This is a genomic window from Flavobacterium sp. (genome assembly GCF_039930565.1).
GTDB lineage: Bacteria > Bacteroidota > Bacteroidia > Flavobacteriales > Flavobacteriaceae > Flavobacterium.
In genome coordinates, this window is record NZ_JBDTTP010000085.1 from 1 (window position 1) to 17,304 (window position 17,304).

Sequence of the window (17,304 nt, forward strand, 5' to 3'; positions counted from 1 at the left end):
CATATACAACAAATTTAAAAAATTAAAAGTGTTGCATTAAGTTATTGAATTTACGGAGTCTACGTGCCAATTACGCCCAACGTCTTGGCGCTTGCCGTGGTTGGGGACTTTCGGAGCCGAGTATTTTCGGCTGAACGTAAATGTAATAAAAAAACGCTAATTCCACTAAATCCCCAATCACGGCAAACGGCTGTTATGCCTCGTTGTTTTATTTAGTTAAATTTCCCATAGTTTTTATTCCAATATTTTTCAATAAACATCCATTTTTGGTCAAACTTAGGAATATTTTTTGTGTATGGAAGTTTTTCGATTAACGTTTTATTTACATCGTCATTTTTATAGATTTTATATATTTCAATTTCTAAAGGATTTTCTTTTTCATCTGGAGTACAGCCTTGTCCATAAATATGTCCAACGTGAACAGTTTTGTAATTATCAATATAAAATAAGTCACTGACCCAATTCATATCTGCACAACCGGCTCTTTGATATGAAAAATAATATTTCGGGTTCGCTTTAAGTTGTTTAGCTTCTGAAAATCTATTATATCCATCTAAAAACTTATATTTATTTTCAGATTTATCAAATAAGTAAAGGTCATAACTTGGATTGTTACCGATATATGTCAATAAAATATCAATGTTTTTATCTTTGTTGAAGTCAACAAATTCTACACCTCCAAGTCCGCCTGATTGGATAGTGTCAACTTTTATTTTTTCTGTATTCCTGAAAAATGTTAAAGTTATTTCTTCTTCATTTATATCGTTAATTATGAATTTAAAAGTTTGTTTGTTCACTACAAAAGTTGAATCAAAATAATGTCTTTGTTCACTTTCAATTTCCTTTTTAATAACAGATTTTTTTTTAATAATTTTTCCTTCTGAAACTTTTACATTCGGTTTTTTTTGTCCGCAAGAACAAATTAAGTACAAAGAAAATATTGTTAAAAATATCGTGAATTTTTTCATTTGTCGGTTTTTCTTACAATGAGGCATAACGTTCCCTTGCTACAAGAGGTTTGGGATTAAATTAAGCCTTATTTTCGGATTTGCCTAAACATCCCAAATACAAGACCATTTTTAAATTAAGCCAATTGCCCAAATCTATTGTAGCAAGTGTTGGCAGTAGTTTTTTTTAGTACTCTACAGGTAAAAAATCTAATTCTTTTTTCTTCTCAGTTTTACAATTATTCTTGATAATTCTGAAACTTTTATAGTTTTCTTTTGGTGTCATTAACCATTTATTTCCGTTAAATTCCCATAAAACAATACCATTTTTGTAATCTACAATTCTCGCTTTAATTTCGAATCCTATTTTGTTTTTGATATCATAACCGTCAGCTCTAAAAGCATCATTACCAGTTAATCTTGTGAATTTTTCAAGTTCAAATTTTTGTGAATTTTCTAATCTCCAATTTATTGTTAGATTAGCACCTTCAAGTTTTATTGTTTCTGTTTTCCCATCACAAGGTTGGTATATTAAATAACCATCCTTATCCTTTTCTACTTTAATCCAATCTTTTTGAATAGCATTTAGACTTTTCCAAGTTTTAGTAATTCGGCTTAGATTTATTTTAGGAGAAGTTGTTGTAATGTCTAATTCAGAATTTTCTTTTTGAATTTTGGATTGTCCATTACACGGTATTAAAATAAATAAAAAGAAGATGTAAAGTAGAATTTTCATATTTCTTAATTTTTCGGTTTTCTTCGGCAAAATTACTGCCAACTAACTTATAGCTGCCATAAAATGGCTTCTATACATCCGTTTTTGGCCGGCTTTGCGCCATAAATTAGCTTTTTTGTTCGTCTAATATAGTAATAAGTTTGATTACTCATTAAATATCAGGGAATTTACTTAAAAGACCTTGAACGTTCAGCCTGATAGCCATTTTTAATTTCATAAAATAGATTATTATAATAAAACTTTTATGAAACCAAAGCCCTAGCCCAGATGGGAACGGCATCCTTTTGTGGCAGGGTTTGCCACAAAAGATATAGTGTACAGCTGGAAACAGCTCCTGAAGACAAAATATATCACTTAAAATTTGAAATAAATTGAACATTAACATTTCATTTAAATACTGTTCAAGGATATAATTAGTATTTTTGGAGCTCTTTCAAAAATTCGAATCACGCTATGCGAAAAACTCAGCTCTTTTTAATTTTCTTTATTAGTATCCAGATTTCTTTTGCTCAACAGCCGCAAAAACCTAATTCGGTTGCCATTTACAATCAAATTCAAAAACTAAATTTTTTAGGTTCGGTTTTATATATCGCTGCTCATCCTGATGATGAAAACACCCGTTTGATTTCGTATTTATCGAACGAAATCAATGCCCGGACAGGTTATTTATCCTTAACCCGTGGCGATGGCGGGCAAAACTTAATTGGTCCTCAATTAAGGGAATTATTAGGGGTTATCAGAACCCAGGAATTAATTGAAGCCAGAAAAATTGATGGTGGTGAACAGTTTTTTTCACGCGCCAATGATTTTGGATTTTCTAAAAATCCTGACGAAACTTTAAAAATCTGGGATAAAGATCAGGTTCTTGCAGATGTTGTCTGGACCATCAGAAAATTTCAGCCAGATGTAATCATCAACCGTTTTGACCATCGTTCGCCGGGAACAACTCACGGACATCATACTTCGTCAGCAATGTTGAGTATAGAAAGTTTTGATCTGACAAATGACCCGAAAAAATATCCGAAACAGTTGGAATATGTAAAACCGTGGCAGGTAAAGCGTCAGTTTTTTAATCCATCGTGGTGGTTTTACGGAAGCCAGGAAAAATTTGATGCCGCTGATAAATCTAAGTTAACCACATTGGAAACGGGTGTTTATTATACCGGACTGGGAAAATCGAATCAGGAAATTGCCGCTTTAAGCCGCAGCCAACATCAGTCACAAGGTTTTGGAAGTACCGGGGCCAGAGGCAACGAAACGGAATATCTGGAGCTTATAAAGGGTGAAAAACCTAAAAACCGTAATAATTTATTCGACGGAATTGACACCACCTGGAACCGCGTAAAAAATGGAAAACCAATTGGGGAACTCATTTCGAAAATTATTGCCAATTACAATTTCAGCAATCCATCAGCCAGCATTCCGGATTTGGTAAAGGCGTATTCAATGATTGAGTCTTTGGAAGATACACATTGGAAAACTTTAAAATCGGATGCCATAAAAAACATTATTGCTGCAAGTGCCGGTTTATATTTGGAAGCCGTTGCTGAAGAACAAGAAGCAACTCCCGGAAGTACTATTAAATTAAATATTGAAGCCATTAACAGGTGTTCAATTGAAATGCAATTGACAGGCTTAACTTCGTTACCAGATAATGTAACCACAATTAAAAATAAGCTTTTCCTTAAAAACAATAGTGACCAACGATTAAAACTTGAAATCGAGCTTCCTGATACAATCGAATATACGCAGCCTTATTGGCTAAAAGAAAAAGCAACTGTTGGCATGTACACGGTTTCTAATCAGGAAAACATTGGAATTCCGGATATTATCAGAGAAGTGAAAGTTGTTTTTAATGTGAGAATTAATGGTGTTGAAATTCCGTTTGAGCGAACGGTTGTCTATAAATATAACGATGGTGTAAAAGGTGAAATGTACAATTTTCTGGATATTGTTCCTGAAATTACCACTTCGATACTTGAAAAAGTATTAATTTTTAAAGATAATAGTACTAAAATGGTTGCGGTTAAAGTTCGCGCAGGCAAAGATGATGTTAAAGGAGATTTACAATTAGAACTGCCTAAAAACTGGATTGTTTCACCACAGCAGATCCCGTTTGCTTTGAGTAAAAAAGGATTGGAACAAACTTTTTATTTTGAAGTTACTCCACCATCAAATTTTGAAGAAACTGTGGCCAGAAGCATTGCCATTGTTGACGGCAAAAATTTTGATAAAGATGAAACCATTATTGATTTTGCACATATTACCAAGCAAATGGTTTTAAAACCTGCCGAATCAAAATTCTTAAAAATAGATTTAAAAACTACCGGAGATGTTATTGGTTATATCATGGGTGCCGGGGATGAAGTTCCTGAAAGTCTGGCTCAGATGGGTTATAAAGTCACTATTTTGAAACCTGAAGAAATTACGCCTGAGAAATTAGACTCCTTTAATGTGGTAATTACGGGAGTTCGTGCTTACAATACTGTAAATGCTTTGGCGAACAAGCAATCTATTCTTTTTGATTTTGTAAAAAGTGGCAAAACCATGATGGTGCAATACAACACAAATGGCCGACTGATAACGGATAAAATTGCTCCTTACCCGCTTAAAATTTCAAACGACCGTGTTACTGAGGAAAATGCCAAAATCACTTTTCTCGCACCCAATCACCCGGTTTTAAACACGCCAAATAAAATTAATGCTAAAGATTTCGAAGGATGGACTCAGGAACAAGGACTCTATTATCCTAACCAATTCGATACTGCCTTTACTCCTGTTATTTCCTCACATGACAAAGGAGAATCGGCTAAAAATGGTGCCCTGTTAGTCGCTCCTTATGGAAAAGGATATTATATTTACACGGGTCTAAGCTTTTTCAGGGAATTACCGGAAGGTGTTTCAGGAGCATTCCGATTGCTTTCGAATATCATCGCTTTGAAACAGCCTTTAGAAGCTCCTAAACAAGAATTAAAAAACTAAAAATCAGATGGAAGCTAAAAAACAAAAGAAATGGAAGAAAAGCTACACCTATGTTTTGGTAGCCAATGCGATTTACATCGTTATTTTTTTCTTAATCATGCAATTATACTCATAAATTATGCAACTATTTGATTGGATTGTACTGATTGTTACGCTGCTCTTTATTGTAGGATACGGTTCCTGGAAAACAAAGGGAAGTAAAAATGTTGAGGATTTCATCTTAGGTAATAACGAAACACCGTGGTACACTGTAGGACTTTCAGTCATGGCAACACAGGCCAGTGCCATTACGTTTTTGTCAACTCCCGGACAGGCCTATCATGACGGTATGGGATTTGTGCAGTTCTATTTCGGATTACCTATTGCCATGATTGTAATTTGCGTTACTTTTATTCCATTATATCACAAAAACAAAGTATTTACAGCGTATGAATTTCTGGAGAAACGATTTGATGTAAAAACACGTTCATTAGCTGCTATTTTATTTTTAGTTCAAAGAGGATTAGGGACTGGTTTAACCATTTATGCTCCTGCCATTATCTTATCAGCGCTTTTAGGATGGAATTTAACGTTCATGAACATTATGATTGGTGTTTTGGTCATCATTTATACTTTTTCCGGAGGAACAAAAGCGGTAAACGTGACACAGAAACAGCAGATGTTCGTTATCATGAGCGGGATGTTTATCACTTTTTTCCTGATTCTGCATTATTTGCCGCAGGATATGACTTTTTCAAGCGCTATGCACATTGCAGGAGCAAATGACAAAATGAATATTGTGGATTTTTCTTTTAATCCGGAAGAAAAATACACTTTTTGGAGCGGAATCACGGGTGGTTTCTTTCTCGCCCTTGCCTATTTTGGAACAGATCAATCACAAGTTGGGCGTTACTTATCAGGAAAATCAGTTAAGGAAAGTCAGATGGGTTTGATCATGAACGGGCTTTTGAAAGTTCCTATGCAGTTTTTTATATTGCTCACAGGTGTTATGGTTTTTGTGTTTTTTCAATTCAATCCAGTTCCTTTGAATTTCAATCCGAATAATAAAATTGTCATTGAAAAATCGGCTTTTAAGGAAGAATATCATGCTTTGGAAAACAAACTGGAGAAACTTTCTGAAGACAAGAAGGTGATTAATCTCTTGTATATTGAACAATTGAACCAGGATTACGATAATCCCATCCTAAGAAAAGAATTAGTTGCTTTATCAAACAAGGAAAAAGATTTGCGCGATCGTGCGAAAGAAATTATTACCAAAGCAGACAGCAATAGCGAAACTAATGATAAGGATTATGTTTTTTTTCATTTCATTTTACATTATTTACCAAAAGGCCTTATCGGATTATTACTCGCTGTGATTCTTTCAGCAGCAATGTCTTCAACCGCGTCAGGATTGAATGCATTAGCATCTACAACAGCAATTGATATTTATAAACGTAACCTCAAAAGCGAGAAATCCGAGAAACATTATCTTAATGCTACCAAATTTTTTACCCTTTTTTGGGGAATTATTGCCATACTTTTTGCCTGTATCGGAACTTTATTTGAAAATTTAATTCAGCTGGTAAATATTATTGGTTCTATATTTTATGGTACCGTATTGGGAATCTTTTTAGTTGGATTTTATTTAATCCGTGTTCAGGCCAAACCTATGTTTTATAGTGCTATTATTAGCCAGATAACCATTTTTGTCATCTATTATTTTATGATTTATATTTATCCGAGCGGTCAGGAAAAATTAGGCTATTTATGGCTTAATTTTATCGGTGCAATATTAACTATACTCTTATCCTTGATTATGCAGGTCGTTTTTTTCAAAAGAAATGATCTGGAGTTGAATGAATTATAATTGTAAAATCAATTGAATATGCTAAATTTTAATTTTGCTCCATTCCCGGTTATAAAAACAGAACGTTTGGTTTTAAGACGAATCACAGACGAAGATGTAAATGAAGTTTTTGAATTGCGTTCTAATGCCGAAACCATGAGATACATCCCGAGACCATTGGCAAAAACAACTGAAGATGCACTCATTCATATTGCAACTATTGAAGAAAAAATCATTCTGAATGAAGGTATAAACTGGGGAATCACACTCAAAGATAATTCTAAACTGCTTGGTATTATCGGATATTACAGAATGCAGCCGGAAAACTATCGCGCTGAAATTGGCTATATACTACTGCCTGAATTTCATGGAAGAGGAATTATTACCGAAACCGTAAAACGATTAATTACATATGGTTTTAATGATTTAAAACTGCACTCAATTGAAGCCATAATTGATCCCGAAAACTCAGCTTCAGAAAAAGTTCTACAAAAATGTGGATTTGTAAAAGAAGGACATTTAAGGGAATGCCAATTTTATGAAGGAAAATTTATAGACAAGGTAATTTATTCATTATTAAGGAATAAGTAATCCTAAATACTATTTTAAAATTAAATCTTTAAAAAAGTACCTGCCTTCTTATAATAGTAATTAAGCTATTGCGTTATATTTGCAGCCAAAACAAGAATAATGGCTTGCTTTAAACTTTTAGGATGAAAAAAATACTTTTTGTTGCTGTTGTTATTTTTTCAATTCAGACGTATGCTCAGACTTACATCAAAATAAATGGTTTTACGGCATTAGTAGCCATACCCAATGTGGGTATTGAAACCAGTATAGGAGAAAAAACTACTTTTAGCTTTGATGCCATGGCTTCTTTCTGGAATTCGTTTGACGGAAAAAAGCCGATGAAATTTTATACATTTACACCAGAAATCCGTTACCATTTTAAAGAAAAATATAATGGGCTGTATGCAGGTTTTCATCTTGGTCCCGACATTTATCAAATTCAAAAATGGAATTATTGGGATAGCAATAAATATGAAAAAGGATTTGGTTACAGGTTAGGAGCAACTATAGGCTATAATATAAAAGTAAATGATAAACTTCTTTTGGACCTTTTTGTTGGCGGTGGCTGGCATCAGGGATTTTATCATGGTCTTTACAATGATGGCACTCCCGGAAGATATGAAAACGTCAAAGACTGGAATAAAAGTGGTGAATGGCTAATCTATCGTGGCGGAGTTATGCTTTCGTATAAATTAAATTAATCACTTGTAAATTTCGAAAGTGATTTCACATATAAATCTTCTACTTTTTTTCGCGCCCAGTCTGTTTTTCTTAAAAATGTCAGACTCGATTTTATACTGGGGTTTTCATTAAAACATTTTACAGGCACTAATTCGCCCAAAGTATCAAATCCATAATAATGTACTAACTTCTCCAGAATATTTTGAAGTGTAATACCATGCAACGGGTCTTTTGATTTTTGATTTTCCATAATGCAAATTTATATCATTTCTATAAAAACAATTGTACTTTCGCTTATTTGTTCCTAAATTTGTCATCTATGTTAAAAACAGTCAATATACTTAATAAAAGAGCCCGGTTTGATTATGAAATAATCGATACTTATACTGCTGGAATTGTTTTATCAGGAACCGAAATAAAATCTATCCGTTTAGGAAAAGCAAATATTACTGAAAGCTTTTGTGAGTTTAGTAACAATGAACTTTTTGCTATTAATACTTATATTGAAGAATATACGTTTGGTAATCAATTCAATCATAAATCCAGAAGCGAAAGAAAATTACTTCTGAACAGGAAAGAATTAAAAAGCCTTCAAAAAAGTGTTCAGGCAAAAGGCTTGACAATAGTGCCTCTTAAAATGTTTACCAATGAAAAAGGACTGGCTAAATTACAAATAGGCCTTTGCAAAGGAAAGAAGAACTATGATAAACGGGAATCGCTTAAGGAACAAGATACCAAACGTGACTTAGACCGAATCAAGAAAGCTTTTTAATAAATCCCAGGCAATAATCATTATTGCTTTTTTTTCATTAAACCTGATGACTAATTTAGTCAAGATATTTAAACTCAAGTCAAATGAAGTCACTTTTAAAAAAGGCACGAGAACAAAAAGGATTAAAAACCCGTGAAGTGGCACAAATATTAAGCATTGACCAGGCGTTAATAAGTAAATTTGAATCAGGAATAAGGAGACCAACCAAAGAGCAGATTTCCAAGCTATCACAATTATTAGAAATTGATTATGAAACTTTAATGATTGCATGGCTGAAAGAAAAAATCCTATATGAAATTAGAGATGAAGAATTTGCCCTAAAAGCACTGATACTTGTTGAACAGGAAATTCAAAACAATAAAAAAATAATTAATTCCAATGTTCTAAATTCATTACAAACTGCTTTGGATGAAATTGAGCCATTAAAAAACCAGATCAAATCATTTCAGCATTTTGATTTACATCGGATTTCTAAAATATTGGAATTAGAATTTATTTCTGAAAATAATCGCTTAAATGGAAATTCCTTAACTTTTGAAGAAACAAAATCAGTAATTAATGAAGGAATTACTATTATGGGGAAAAGTATGCAGGAACATCTTGAAGCGGTTAATGTTCAGGAAGCGATTGGTTATATTAAAGAGTTGAATCAAAAGAAGGCATCTGTAAATGAAAAAGATTTTCTCAGTCTTCATAATTTAATTCTGCGTGGCATTAAACCTGAAAATTCAGGAAAATATAAAAATGACACGCTGATTATTAGGGAAATGAAATTGTTTTTTAATTGGTATGAGTCTAACAAAAACGGCTTACATCCAATACTTTTAGCATCAGAAGCACATCTGAAAATCATGACTATTTGCCCTTTCGAAAATGGAAATGTACAAATTGCCAATTTATTAATGAATTGGATTTTATTGCAAAATGGATATGTGTATGCTACAATAAATGGAAATGAAGAAAATATAAATGAATATTTATCTGTTTTAGAACAATGTCAAAATAAAAATGACAAATCATTGTTCGTAAATTATATCCTTCGCATTGAAAAGAAAAACCTGCTTCGGGCACTTGAATTAGTTTCAAAATAAAGCCCTCTTAATTCTTATCTTCTAATAAAGGAACAAACCGAAACTCTCCAAATTCGTGTTTTTCGAACTGGGTTTCATTCTTACGAATCAGCAAAGTCATAATCTGAACGTCTTCTCCAACAGGTATTACCAGCCTTCCTCCTATTTTTAACTGTGCCATTAAAGGCTTTGGAATAATTGGAGCACCAGCAGTTACAATTATACTATCAAAAGGAGCATGATGCGGTAATCCTTTATATCCATCACCAAAAGAAAGATGTTTTGGACGAATATTTAATTTTGGAAACAATATTGATGTTTGCTTAAAAAGCTCGTTTTGCCTTTCAATACTGTACACTTTAGCTCCCAACATAAATAAAACAGCAGTCTGATAGCCTGAACCAGTACCAATCTCAAGAATTTTATGATCTTTTTTTACTTCCAGTAATTGGGATTGAAAAGCAACGGTGTAAGGCTGCGAGATAGTTTGCCCTGCTCCTATTGGAAAAGCTTTATCCTGATACGCATAATCCTCAAAACTTGAATTTAAAAAAAGGTGTCTTGGGATTTTTTTTATGGCATCCAGAACGGCTTTATCAGTAATTCCTTTTTCCTGTAAAGTGCTTACTAACTGATTACGAAGTCCTTGATGTTTGGCAGTATCTTTCAAAATGGGTAGGTTTTATTCTGGCAAAAATAAGAAAGTAAATAGTAAATCAAATATTGATTTTTAATTATTAAATCACTAAATCTTTAATACATTCACTTTTACTTTCGACAAATAAATTATATTTTTGTTTAAAATACATTCTCATGTTAAAAGTAGGAGTTTTAGGTGCTGGTCATCTTGGTAAAATACATTTACGTTTATTACAACAATCTGACAAGTACGAATTAGTTGGATTTTACGACGAAAATCAGGAAAATGCCGAAAGAATCTCAAAAGAATTTGGCTATAAAAACTTCAACACCATTGCAAAATTAATTCACGCTGTTGATGTCATCGATATTGTTACGCCAACCCTTTCACATTATAAATGTGCCAAAGTGGCGATAAAATCAGGAAAACACATTTTTATAGAAAAACCAATTGCCAATACTGTTCAAGAAGCGGAAGAAATTATTGCGCTGGCAAAAGAATACGGTGTGAAAGGTCAGGTAGGTCATGTAGAGCGGTTTAACCCTGCTTTTATTGCGACAAAAAATATGATTGAAAACCCGATGTTTATAGAAACTCACCGACTCGCCGAATTTAATCCTCGTGGTACCGATGTTCCCGTAGTTCTGGATTTGATGATTCATGACATTGATGCGATTTTGAGTGTGATGAATTCAAAAGTTAAAAATATCAATGCAAGCGGCGTTTCAGTAATTAGTGATACTCCGGATATTGCTAATGCCCGAATTGAATTCGAAAATGGCTGTGTTGCCAATTTAACGGCGAGCAGAATCTCGATGAAGAATATGCGCAAAACACGTTTTTTTCAAAAAGACGCCTATATATCTGTTGATTTTTTAGAGAAAAAATGTGAAGTAGTCCGCATGAAAGATGCTCCGGAAATTCCGGGCGATTTTGATATGATACTACAAAATGCAGAAGGCGTAAAAAAGCAAATCTATTTTACTAATCCTGATGTTGAGCAAAATAATGCCATTCTGGATGAATTAGAATCTTTCGCCAATGCAATCAGCACAAATACAACCCCTGTTGTAACGCTCGAACAAGCGACAGATGCATTAAGAGTCGCGTATCAGATTATTGATTGTTTCGATAAGTAATAAAATACAACTCATTATTTTTAAGGTTTAAAGCTGGCAAAATGTCACTTTAAACCTTAACTTTTAAAATTTAATACCAAAATAGAATGAAAATAATAGCAGTAATTGGTGCCGGAACAATGGGTAACGGAATTGCACATGCTTTTGCCCAAAGTGGTTTTGTTGTAAAACTGATTGATGTTTCTGAAAAGTCATTAGATAAAGGAATGGCAACTATTGCGGCTAATTTAGACAGGATGCTATCTAAAGGGACGATTACTCAGGAAGATGTTGCCAAAACAATTACCAATATCATTACTTATACCGATATTAAAGATGGTGTTGCAGGGGCCGATTTAGTGGTAGAAGCTGCAACAGAAAATGTCGAATTGAAATTGAATATTTTCAGGCAATTAAATGAAGCCTGTTCTCATAATACGATCTTAGCCACCAATACTTCTTCTATATCGATTACACAAATTGGTGCTGTAGTCACACATCCTGAACGCGTTATCGGAATGCATTTTATGAATCCGGTACCGATTATGAAACTGGTAGAAATTATTCGGGGATACAATACCAGCGATGAAGTTACTACAATCATCATGGATTTATCTGAAAAATTAGGTAAAACTCCCGTTGAAGTTAATGATTATCCCGGATTTGTTGCAAATAGAATTCTTATGCCTATGCTAAATGAGGCAATTGAAACGTTATATAATAAAGTGGCCGGCGTTTATGAGATTGATACCGTTATGAAATTAGGAATGGGTCACCCAATGGGACCGCTACAATTAGCTGACTTTATTGGCCTTGACGTATGTCTGGCTATTTTAAATGTGATGTACGAAGGTTTTAAAAACCCTAAATATGCTCCTTGCCCACTATTGGTAAATATGGTAAGAGCCGGGAAATTAGGCGTCAAATCAGGAGAAGGTTTTTATGATTACAGTGAAAGTAAAAAAGCAGTGAAGATTTCTAAGCAGTTTATTCTTTCCTAAAAAAAAATATCATGTCAATAGCATCAAATTTAAATACAATTAAATCAAGCCTGCCTGAAAACATAACGCTAGTTGCTGTTTCTAAAACCAAACCTGTTTCAGATCTTATGCAGGCGTATGAAGCAGGTCAGCGTATTTTTGGAGAAAACAAAATCCAGGAAATGGCGGATAAATATGAACAAATGCCAAAAGACATTCAATGGCATATGATTGGTCATGTTCAGACGAATAAAGTCAAATTTATGGCGCCGTTTGTCAATTTGATTCATGGTGTTGACAGTTTGAAATTAGTACAGGAAATCAATAAACAAGCGCTTAAAAACAACAGGATTATAGATTGTCTTCTTCAGATATATATTGCAGAAGAAGAAAGTAAATTCGGTCTGGATGAAAATGAATTAAAAGAATTATTATCATCCCCAGAATTCAAAGAAATGAAAAACATTCGTATCTTAGGATTAATGGGAATGGCAACTTTTACTGAAAACAAAACCCAAATCAAAAAAGAATTTACACATTTAAAATCTGTTTTTGATTCAATCGAAAAGCTGAAAACTGAAAACTGCGAATTTAATACTATTTCTATGGGAATGTCTGGTGATTACCAACTTGCAATTGAATGTGGAAGCAAAATGGTACGAATTGGAAGCAGCATTTTTGGAGGAAGATAGACTTCGATATCAATTGCAAAATTCAATTGTACTATCAAAAATCAATAAAAATTAAAAAGTCATTGCAAGGGCAATTTAAAAAAGTATAAAATATTAAATGGAAAAAATATTCAATTTTGAAGATAGGTGGTTCGTTTTGCGGGAGAATGTATATTTTTTACCAGACAACTAAACAGATTATTTGAAAATGAATATTATAAAAACCAATTAATCAGATCATCAGCAAGCGCTTCTTTAAATTTTGGTGAAGCACAGTGTACAATAAGTGATAAAGATTTTATTTTTAAAGTTTCATTGGTAGTCAAAGAATTAAAGGAATCAATAAATTGGTTAAAAATATTAGATTATATATTAGATTATATAAAAGAAGGAGACGCTGAAAAACGAAACTTACTCTTAATTGAACTTGAAGAATTAATAGCAATTTCTTCAAAAATTATAATAAATAAAAAGTAAATCAATTACAATGACAATAACAATTTCAAAATTCAATTTTTAAATATTGACTTTCGAACTACATTGATTTTGATATTGCAATTGATTTTTGACATTGCAATTGAAATTGATTTTTAATATTGACATTGCTATTGATTTTTGATACTGACATTGAAAATGTACGCAATACTAGACATAGAAACAACTGGAGGACAGTTTAACGAGGAAGGAATAACAGAAATTGCCATTTATAAATTTGATGGGCATGAAGTTGTTGATCAATTTATTAGTCTTGTAAATCCAGAAATTCCGATTCAGCCATTTGTGGTGAAGTTAACCGGAATCAATAATGCTATGCTGCAAACAGCTCCAAAGTTTTTTGAAGTAGCTAAACGCATTATCGAAATTACTTCAGATTGTATCATCGTAGCTCATAATGCTTCTTTTGATTACCGAATACTGCGTACCGAATTCAGACGCTTAGGATACGATTTTGAAGCCCGTACACTTTGCACTGTTGAGCTTGCAAAGAAATTAATCCCGGAACAGCCTTCTTATAGTTTAGGGAAATTAGTCCGTGCTCTAGGTATTCCGATGGCAGACCGGCATCGTGCCAGCGGAGATGCAATAGCTACAACCAAGTTATTTAAAATGCTTCTTGAAAAAGATCTTGAAAAAACGATCGTAAAAGATTTCATAAAGTTCGAAATTGAAAAAGGAATTGCTCCAAAATTACTGGATCTTGTAGGCCAAATGCCTTCTAAAACAGGCGTTTATTATATTCACAATGAAGCCGGTAATCTAATTTACATTGGCAAAAGCCAAAATATACGAAAAAGAGTCAATCAGCATTTTACAGGAATTACAACAAAAAGCAAAAAAATTCAGTCCGAAGTTTTTACCATTACTTATGATGAAACCGGCAGTGAATTGATTGCACTGCTAAAAGAAAGCCAGGAAGTAAAAATAAACCGACCAAAATACAATCGGTCCCAGAAAAAAACAATTTTTCCGTTTGCAGTCTATGCCGAAAAAGGCTCCAATGGTTATATAAATTTAAAACTTGAAAAAGCAGACGGACGTAAAAAAGAAGTAACGTCCTTCGCTTCGCTTCAGGAAGCTAAAAATATGCTTTTTAAATTCACTTCCAGCTACCATTTATGCCAGAAATTGACAGGATTGTATCAAACAAAAAAAGAGTGCTTTCAATATAAAATAAAAGAGTGTGATGGTGCATGTATTGGCGAAGTAGCTCCTGAAATTTATAATATGAGAGTACAGGAATTCATTTCTGAAAACAGTTTTGAAAACAAAAGCATGATTCTGCTGGACAGAGGCAGGAGCGTAAACGAAAGAAGCGCTGTCCTGATTGAAAACGGAATTTATAAAGGTTACGCCTATTATGACCTGAATTATCAAATTACCAATATCGCTATCCTGAAAAATATTCTGATTCCGATGCAGCATAATCGTGATGTGAAAAACATTATTCAGCAATATATTAGAAAAAGTAAATCGCTGAAAATACTTAACTTTTAAAGTACCAAAACTTTCATTACCTTAGTATTCATGAGAAAAGCCAAATCGCAATACGAAATCTTCAGAGAAAAAATTAAGATCATTCTTTACGGAACAAATACCGTTTTAGGAAGACTTTTCGATTTAGTTTTACTGGGATTAATTTTACTGAGCGTTCTCTTGGTCATGATGGAAACCGTACAGGGAATCAACCAAAAATACCATTCGGAACTCTTGATTTGTGAGTGGGTAATTACTGCTTTTTTCACGATCGAATATATTTTACGCATCATATCCATTCAAAAACCGGTTAGGTACATTTTCAGTTTTTATGGCATTATCGATTTACTGGCTGTATTGCCAATGTACCTGTCCCTATTTTTCCCTGGCGCAAGTATCTTATCAATTGTGAGGGCATTACGTTTTTTCAGACTGTTTAAAATACTGCATATTCCACAAATATCGCATCAATCGCTGCAGCTTCGGGAAGCTATCGAAGCAAGCAAGGAAAAAATCCTGGTTTTTATCTATTTTGTACTTATCAGTACCGTTATAATCGGATCCATAATGTACATTATTGAAGGCAAAGAAACAGGCTTTACAAGTATTCCTATCAGTATTTATTGGACAATAGTAACCCTGACAACTGTTGGCTACGGAGACATTTCTCCGGGAACACCGCTGGGGCAGTTTGTTGCTTCCCTGGTTATGATTTTAGGTTACGGAATTATAGCAGTACCAACTGGAATCGTAACAGCCGAATTTGCTAAAAAAAGCCTGCGTGATAATACTGTAACCACCAAAAACTCCTGCCAGATTTGCGGTTCACAGCTTCATTTTGATAATGCTAAGTTCTGTCATGAATGCGGAAGTGAATTACATGCTTAATTTATGAAGCTATTCCGGCTTTACATTGCAACTCCTCCTTATCTTTGTTGTTTTTTAAGGTATAAAACGAGCTTCTAAAGTCGCTCTTTTTATCCCAAAAAACTAACAAATATAAGTCCGGGGTTTTCATTTCAATCCGGGCTAAAAAAACATGAAACACTTAATTACCATTGTCGGACCAACAGCCATAGGCAAAACAGCGCTGAGTATTGCTTTGGCACAACATTTCAATTGTGAAATCATATCCTGTGACAGCCGTCAGTTTTTTAAAGAAATGACTATTGGTACAGCAGTTCCGAATCAGGAAGAATTACAAGCGGCAAAACATCATTTCATCCAGAATAAATCGATTTTTGAGAATTATACCGTTGGCGATTACGAAAAAGAAGCTTTATATAAAATTGAAGCACTTTTTCAGAAAAATGATTACGCGATTTTGATTGGCGGATCAGGATTGTATGTAGATGCTGTCTTAAAAGGTTTTGATGAGTTTCCGGAAATCAATCCTGAAGTTCGCACCGAAGTAAACTCTAATTATGAAAAACTCGGAATAGGCTATTTGCAGGAACAACTTGAAAATTTAGATCCTGATTATTTTCAGAAAATAACGTTAGAAAATCCTCAGACACTGCAAAACCCACAAAGGATGATGCGTTTTGTAGAAGTTTGCATCGGAACCCAAAAACCTTATTCCTCTTTTTTGAATCAGAAAAAAAACAACAGGAACTTTACTACTGTTATGATTGGCTTAGATGCCGAAAGATCGGTTATTTACGAACGAATCAACCAGCGTGTTGATATCATGATAAAACAAGGATTATTGGATGAAGCAAAGGTTTTATATCCCCATAAAACACTAAATGCATTGCAAACCGTTGGTTATAGAGAATTATTCAGTTATTTTGACGGAGAATTTTCATTGCCTTTTGCAATTGAGGAAATCAAGAAAAATACAAGACGTTTTTCCAAGCGCCAGTTAACGTGGTTCAAACGAAATGAAAGTACTAAATGGTTTGATTATTCGATAGATAGAACAGAAATTATAAATTACATTGAAACTCATTTAAGTAAAATTCATTAACTCTATTTTCTTTATTCTTTCTTCTTTTTTCTATATTCTAAAATAAAAATCTAAAATAAAAAATGCCAATATCGCCCAATTTCACATCGGTTTTAAGCAAAGACTGGGATATCAATTTTACACAATGTACTCCTGGTGGTTACTTAAAATATACGGACTTATGTAATATTTTACAACTCACTGCGGCTGCACATTCTGAAGTTGGCGGAATCAGTTTTTATGATATGCAGAAATTTAATCAGGCTTGGGTCTTAAGCAGGATGCGTGTTGAGATCATCAATTTACCTAAATCGGGAGATCTTGTAACAGTAAAAACCTGGATCAATAGTCTGGAAAATTCACGTTCTGTTCGTGCACTTGAAATGT

At 33.5% G+C, this 17,304-nt stretch carries 18 protein-coding genes; 14 read left to right on the forward strand and 4 right to left on the reverse strand.

The window, feature by feature from the left end; translation table 11 throughout:
* Positions 1-212 precede the first annotated feature (212 nt).
* Together ABI657_RS16620 and ABI657_RS16625 are read right to left on the reverse strand one after the other, a co-directional pair.
* Positions 213-968, reverse strand: a complete 756-nt coding sequence (locus tag ABI657_RS16620) for a hypothetical protein (RefSeq protein WP_348098390.1) — start codon at positions 966-968, stop codon at positions 213-215.
* Positions 969-1,134: 166 nt separating this feature from the next.
* Complete coding sequence (locus ABI657_RS16625) at positions 1,135-1,683, reverse strand: hypothetical protein (protein WP_348098391.1); 549 nt, start codon at positions 1,681-1,683, stop codon at positions 1,135-1,137.
* A 453-nt stretch (positions 1,684-2,136) separates the two neighbouring features.
* Between ABI657_RS16625 and ABI657_RS16630 the strand changes: the two genes are divergently transcribed.
* The 4 genes from ABI657_RS16630 to ABI657_RS16645 all read left to right on the forward strand — a co-directional run bounded on the left by ABI657_RS16630 (position 2,137) and on the right by ABI657_RS16645 (position 7,764).
* Entirely contained in the window at positions 2,137-4,665 is a 2,529-nt protein-coding gene (locus ABI657_RS16630; protein ID WP_348098392.1) for a PIG-L family deacetylase, read from the forward strand.
* A gap of 118 nt (positions 4,666-4,783) precedes the next feature.
* Complete coding sequence (locus ABI657_RS16635; RefSeq protein ID WP_348098393.1) at positions 4,784-6,514, forward strand: sodium:solute symporter; 1,731 nt, start codon at positions 4,784-4,786, stop codon at positions 6,512-6,514.
* An 18-nt stretch (positions 6,515-6,532) separates the two neighbouring features.
* Entirely contained in the window at positions 6,533-7,084 is a 552-nt protein-coding gene (locus ABI657_RS16640) for a GNAT family N-acetyltransferase (protein ID WP_348098394.1), read from the forward strand.
* Positions 7,085-7,206: 122 nt separating this feature from the next.
* Complete coding sequence (locus tag ABI657_RS16645; protein WP_348098395.1) at positions 7,207-7,764, forward strand: DUF3575 domain-containing protein; 558 nt, start codon at positions 7,207-7,209, stop codon at positions 7,762-7,764.
* Here ABI657_RS16645 and ABI657_RS16650 read toward each other — a convergent pair.
* Positions 7,761-7,994: a VF530 family protein gene (locus ABI657_RS16650; RefSeq protein WP_348098396.1), complete on the reverse strand. Its 234-nt coding sequence runs from the start codon at positions 7,992-7,994 to the stop codon at positions 7,761-7,763. The genes ABI657_RS16645 and ABI657_RS16650 overlap by 4 nt on opposite strands.
* A gap of 69 nt (positions 7,995-8,063) precedes the next feature.
* Here ABI657_RS16650 and smpB point away from each other — a divergent pair, with 69 nt between their 5' ends.
* Together smpB and ABI657_RS16660 are read left to right on the forward strand one after the other, a co-directional pair.
* On the forward strand, positions 8,064-8,516 hold the full coding sequence (gene smpB / locus ABI657_RS16655; RefSeq protein WP_348098397.1) for an SsrA-binding protein SmpB: 453 nt from the start codon (positions 8,064-8,066) through the stop codon (positions 8,514-8,516).
* Positions 8,517-8,599: 83 nt separating this feature from the next.
* The gene (locus ABI657_RS16660; protein WP_348098398.1) at positions 8,600-9,607 is read left to right on the forward strand and encodes a helix-turn-helix domain-containing protein; all 1,008 of its coding nucleotides are present in this window, start codon (positions 8,600-8,602) and stop codon (positions 9,605-9,607) included.
* 7 nt (positions 9,608-9,614) lie between these two features.
* On the opposite strand, the gene ABI657_RS16665 is transcribed toward ABI657_RS16660, so the two are convergent.
* A complete protein-coding gene (locus ABI657_RS16665) occupies positions 9,615-10,256 on the reverse strand; it encodes a protein-L-isoaspartate(D-aspartate) O-methyltransferase (RefSeq protein WP_348098399.1) in 642 nt (213 codons plus the stop codon).
* Positions 10,257-10,399: 143 nt separating this feature from the next.
* Between ABI657_RS16665 and ABI657_RS16670 the strand changes: the two genes are divergently transcribed.
* From ABI657_RS16670 to ABI657_RS16705, 8 genes are all read left to right on the forward strand, one after another.
* Positions 10,400-11,365 (forward strand): Gfo/Idh/MocA family oxidoreductase, encoded by a 966-nt coding sequence (locus ABI657_RS16670; protein WP_348098400.1) that lies wholly within the window; start codon positions 10,400-10,402, stop codon positions 11,363-11,365.
* Positions 11,366-11,451: 86 nt separating this feature from the next.
* Positions 11,452-12,345 (forward strand): 3-hydroxyacyl-CoA dehydrogenase NAD-binding domain-containing protein, encoded by an 894-nt coding sequence (locus tag ABI657_RS16675; RefSeq protein ID WP_348098401.1) that lies wholly within the window; start codon positions 11,452-11,454, stop codon positions 12,343-12,345.
* Between the two features lie 11 nt (positions 12,346-12,356).
* A complete protein-coding gene (locus tag ABI657_RS16680) occupies positions 12,357-13,016 on the forward strand; it encodes a YggS family pyridoxal phosphate-dependent enzyme (RefSeq protein WP_348098402.1) in 660 nt (219 codons plus the stop codon).
* Positions 13,017-13,142: 126 nt separating this feature from the next.
* Positions 13,143-13,472, forward strand: a complete 330-nt coding sequence (locus ABI657_RS16685) for a four helix bundle protein (RefSeq protein ID WP_348098403.1) — start codon at positions 13,143-13,145, stop codon at positions 13,470-13,472.
* Positions 13,473-13,628: 156 nt separating this feature from the next.
* Complete coding sequence (locus tag ABI657_RS16690) at positions 13,629-14,990, forward strand: exonuclease domain-containing protein (RefSeq protein ID WP_348098404.1); 1,362 nt, start codon at positions 13,629-13,631, stop codon at positions 14,988-14,990.
* 30 nt (positions 14,991-15,020) lie between these two features.
* Positions 15,021-15,857 (forward strand): ion transporter, encoded by an 837-nt coding sequence (locus ABI657_RS16695; protein WP_348098405.1) that lies wholly within the window; start codon positions 15,021-15,023, stop codon positions 15,855-15,857.
* Positions 15,858-16,008: 151 nt separating this feature from the next.
* Complete coding sequence (gene miaA / locus ABI657_RS16700; RefSeq protein ID WP_348098406.1) at positions 16,009-16,938, forward strand: tRNA (adenosine(37)-N6)-dimethylallyltransferase MiaA; 930 nt, start codon at positions 16,009-16,011, stop codon at positions 16,936-16,938.
* Positions 16,939-17,000: 62 nt separating this feature from the next.
* Positions 17,001-17,304, forward strand: a 304-nt coding sequence (locus ABI657_RS16705; protein WP_348098407.1) for an acyl-ACP thioesterase domain-containing protein, incomplete at its 3' end; no start/stop codon positions are given.

Excerpts from the sequence above, each read along its gene's own strand:
- ABI657_RS16640 (WP_348098394.1), top strand. The coding sequence starts at position 6,533 with ATGCTAAATTTTAATTTTGCTCCATTCCCGGTTATAAAAACAGAACGT.
- ABI657_RS16630 (WP_348098392.1), top strand. The coding sequence starts at position 2,137 with ATGCGAAAAACTCAGCTCTTTTTAATTTTCTTTATTAGTATCCAGATT.
- miaA (WP_348098406.1), top strand. The coding sequence starts at position 16,009 with ATGAAACACTTAATTACCATTGTCGGACCAACAGCCATAGGCAAAACA.
- ABI657_RS16680 (WP_348098402.1), top strand. The coding sequence starts at position 12,357 with ATGTCAATAGCATCAAATTTAAATACAATTAAATCAAGCCTGCCTGAA.
- ABI657_RS16650 (WP_348098396.1), bottom strand. The coding sequence starts at position 7,994 with ATGGAAAATCAAAAATCAAAAGACCCGTTGCATGGTATTACACTTCAA.
- ABI657_RS16625 (WP_348098391.1), bottom strand. The coding sequence starts at position 1,683 with ATGAAAATTCTACTTTACATCTTCTTTTTATTTATTTTAATACCGTGT.
- ABI657_RS16645 (WP_348098395.1), top strand. The coding sequence starts at position 7,207 with ATGAAAAAAATACTTTTTGTTGCTGTTGTTATTTTTTCAATTCAGACG.
- ABI657_RS16635 (WP_348098393.1), top strand. The coding sequence starts at position 4,784 with ATGCAACTATTTGATTGGATTGTACTGATTGTTACGCTGCTCTTTATT.
- ABI657_RS16620 (WP_348098390.1), bottom strand. The coding sequence starts at position 968 with ATGAAAAAATTCACGATATTTTTAACAATATTTTCTTTGTACTTAATT.
- ABI657_RS16695 (WP_348098405.1), top strand. The coding sequence starts at position 15,021 with ATGAGAAAAGCCAAATCGCAATACGAAATCTTCAGAGAAAAAATTAAG.
- ABI657_RS16670 (WP_348098400.1), top strand. The coding sequence starts at position 10,400 with ATGTTAAAAGTAGGAGTTTTAGGTGCTGGTCATCTTGGTAAAATACAT.
- ABI657_RS16660 (WP_348098398.1), top strand. The coding sequence starts at position 8,600 with ATGAAGTCACTTTTAAAAAAGGCACGAGAACAAAAAGGATTAAAAACC.
- ABI657_RS16675 (WP_348098401.1), top strand. The coding sequence starts at position 11,452 with ATGAAAATAATAGCAGTAATTGGTGCCGGAACAATGGGTAACGGAATT.
- smpB (WP_348098397.1), top strand. The coding sequence starts at position 8,064 with ATGTTAAAAACAGTCAATATACTTAATAAAAGAGCCCGGTTTGATTAT.
- ABI657_RS16690 (WP_348098404.1), top strand. The coding sequence starts at position 13,629 with ATGTACGCAATACTAGACATAGAAACAACTGGAGGACAGTTTAACGAG.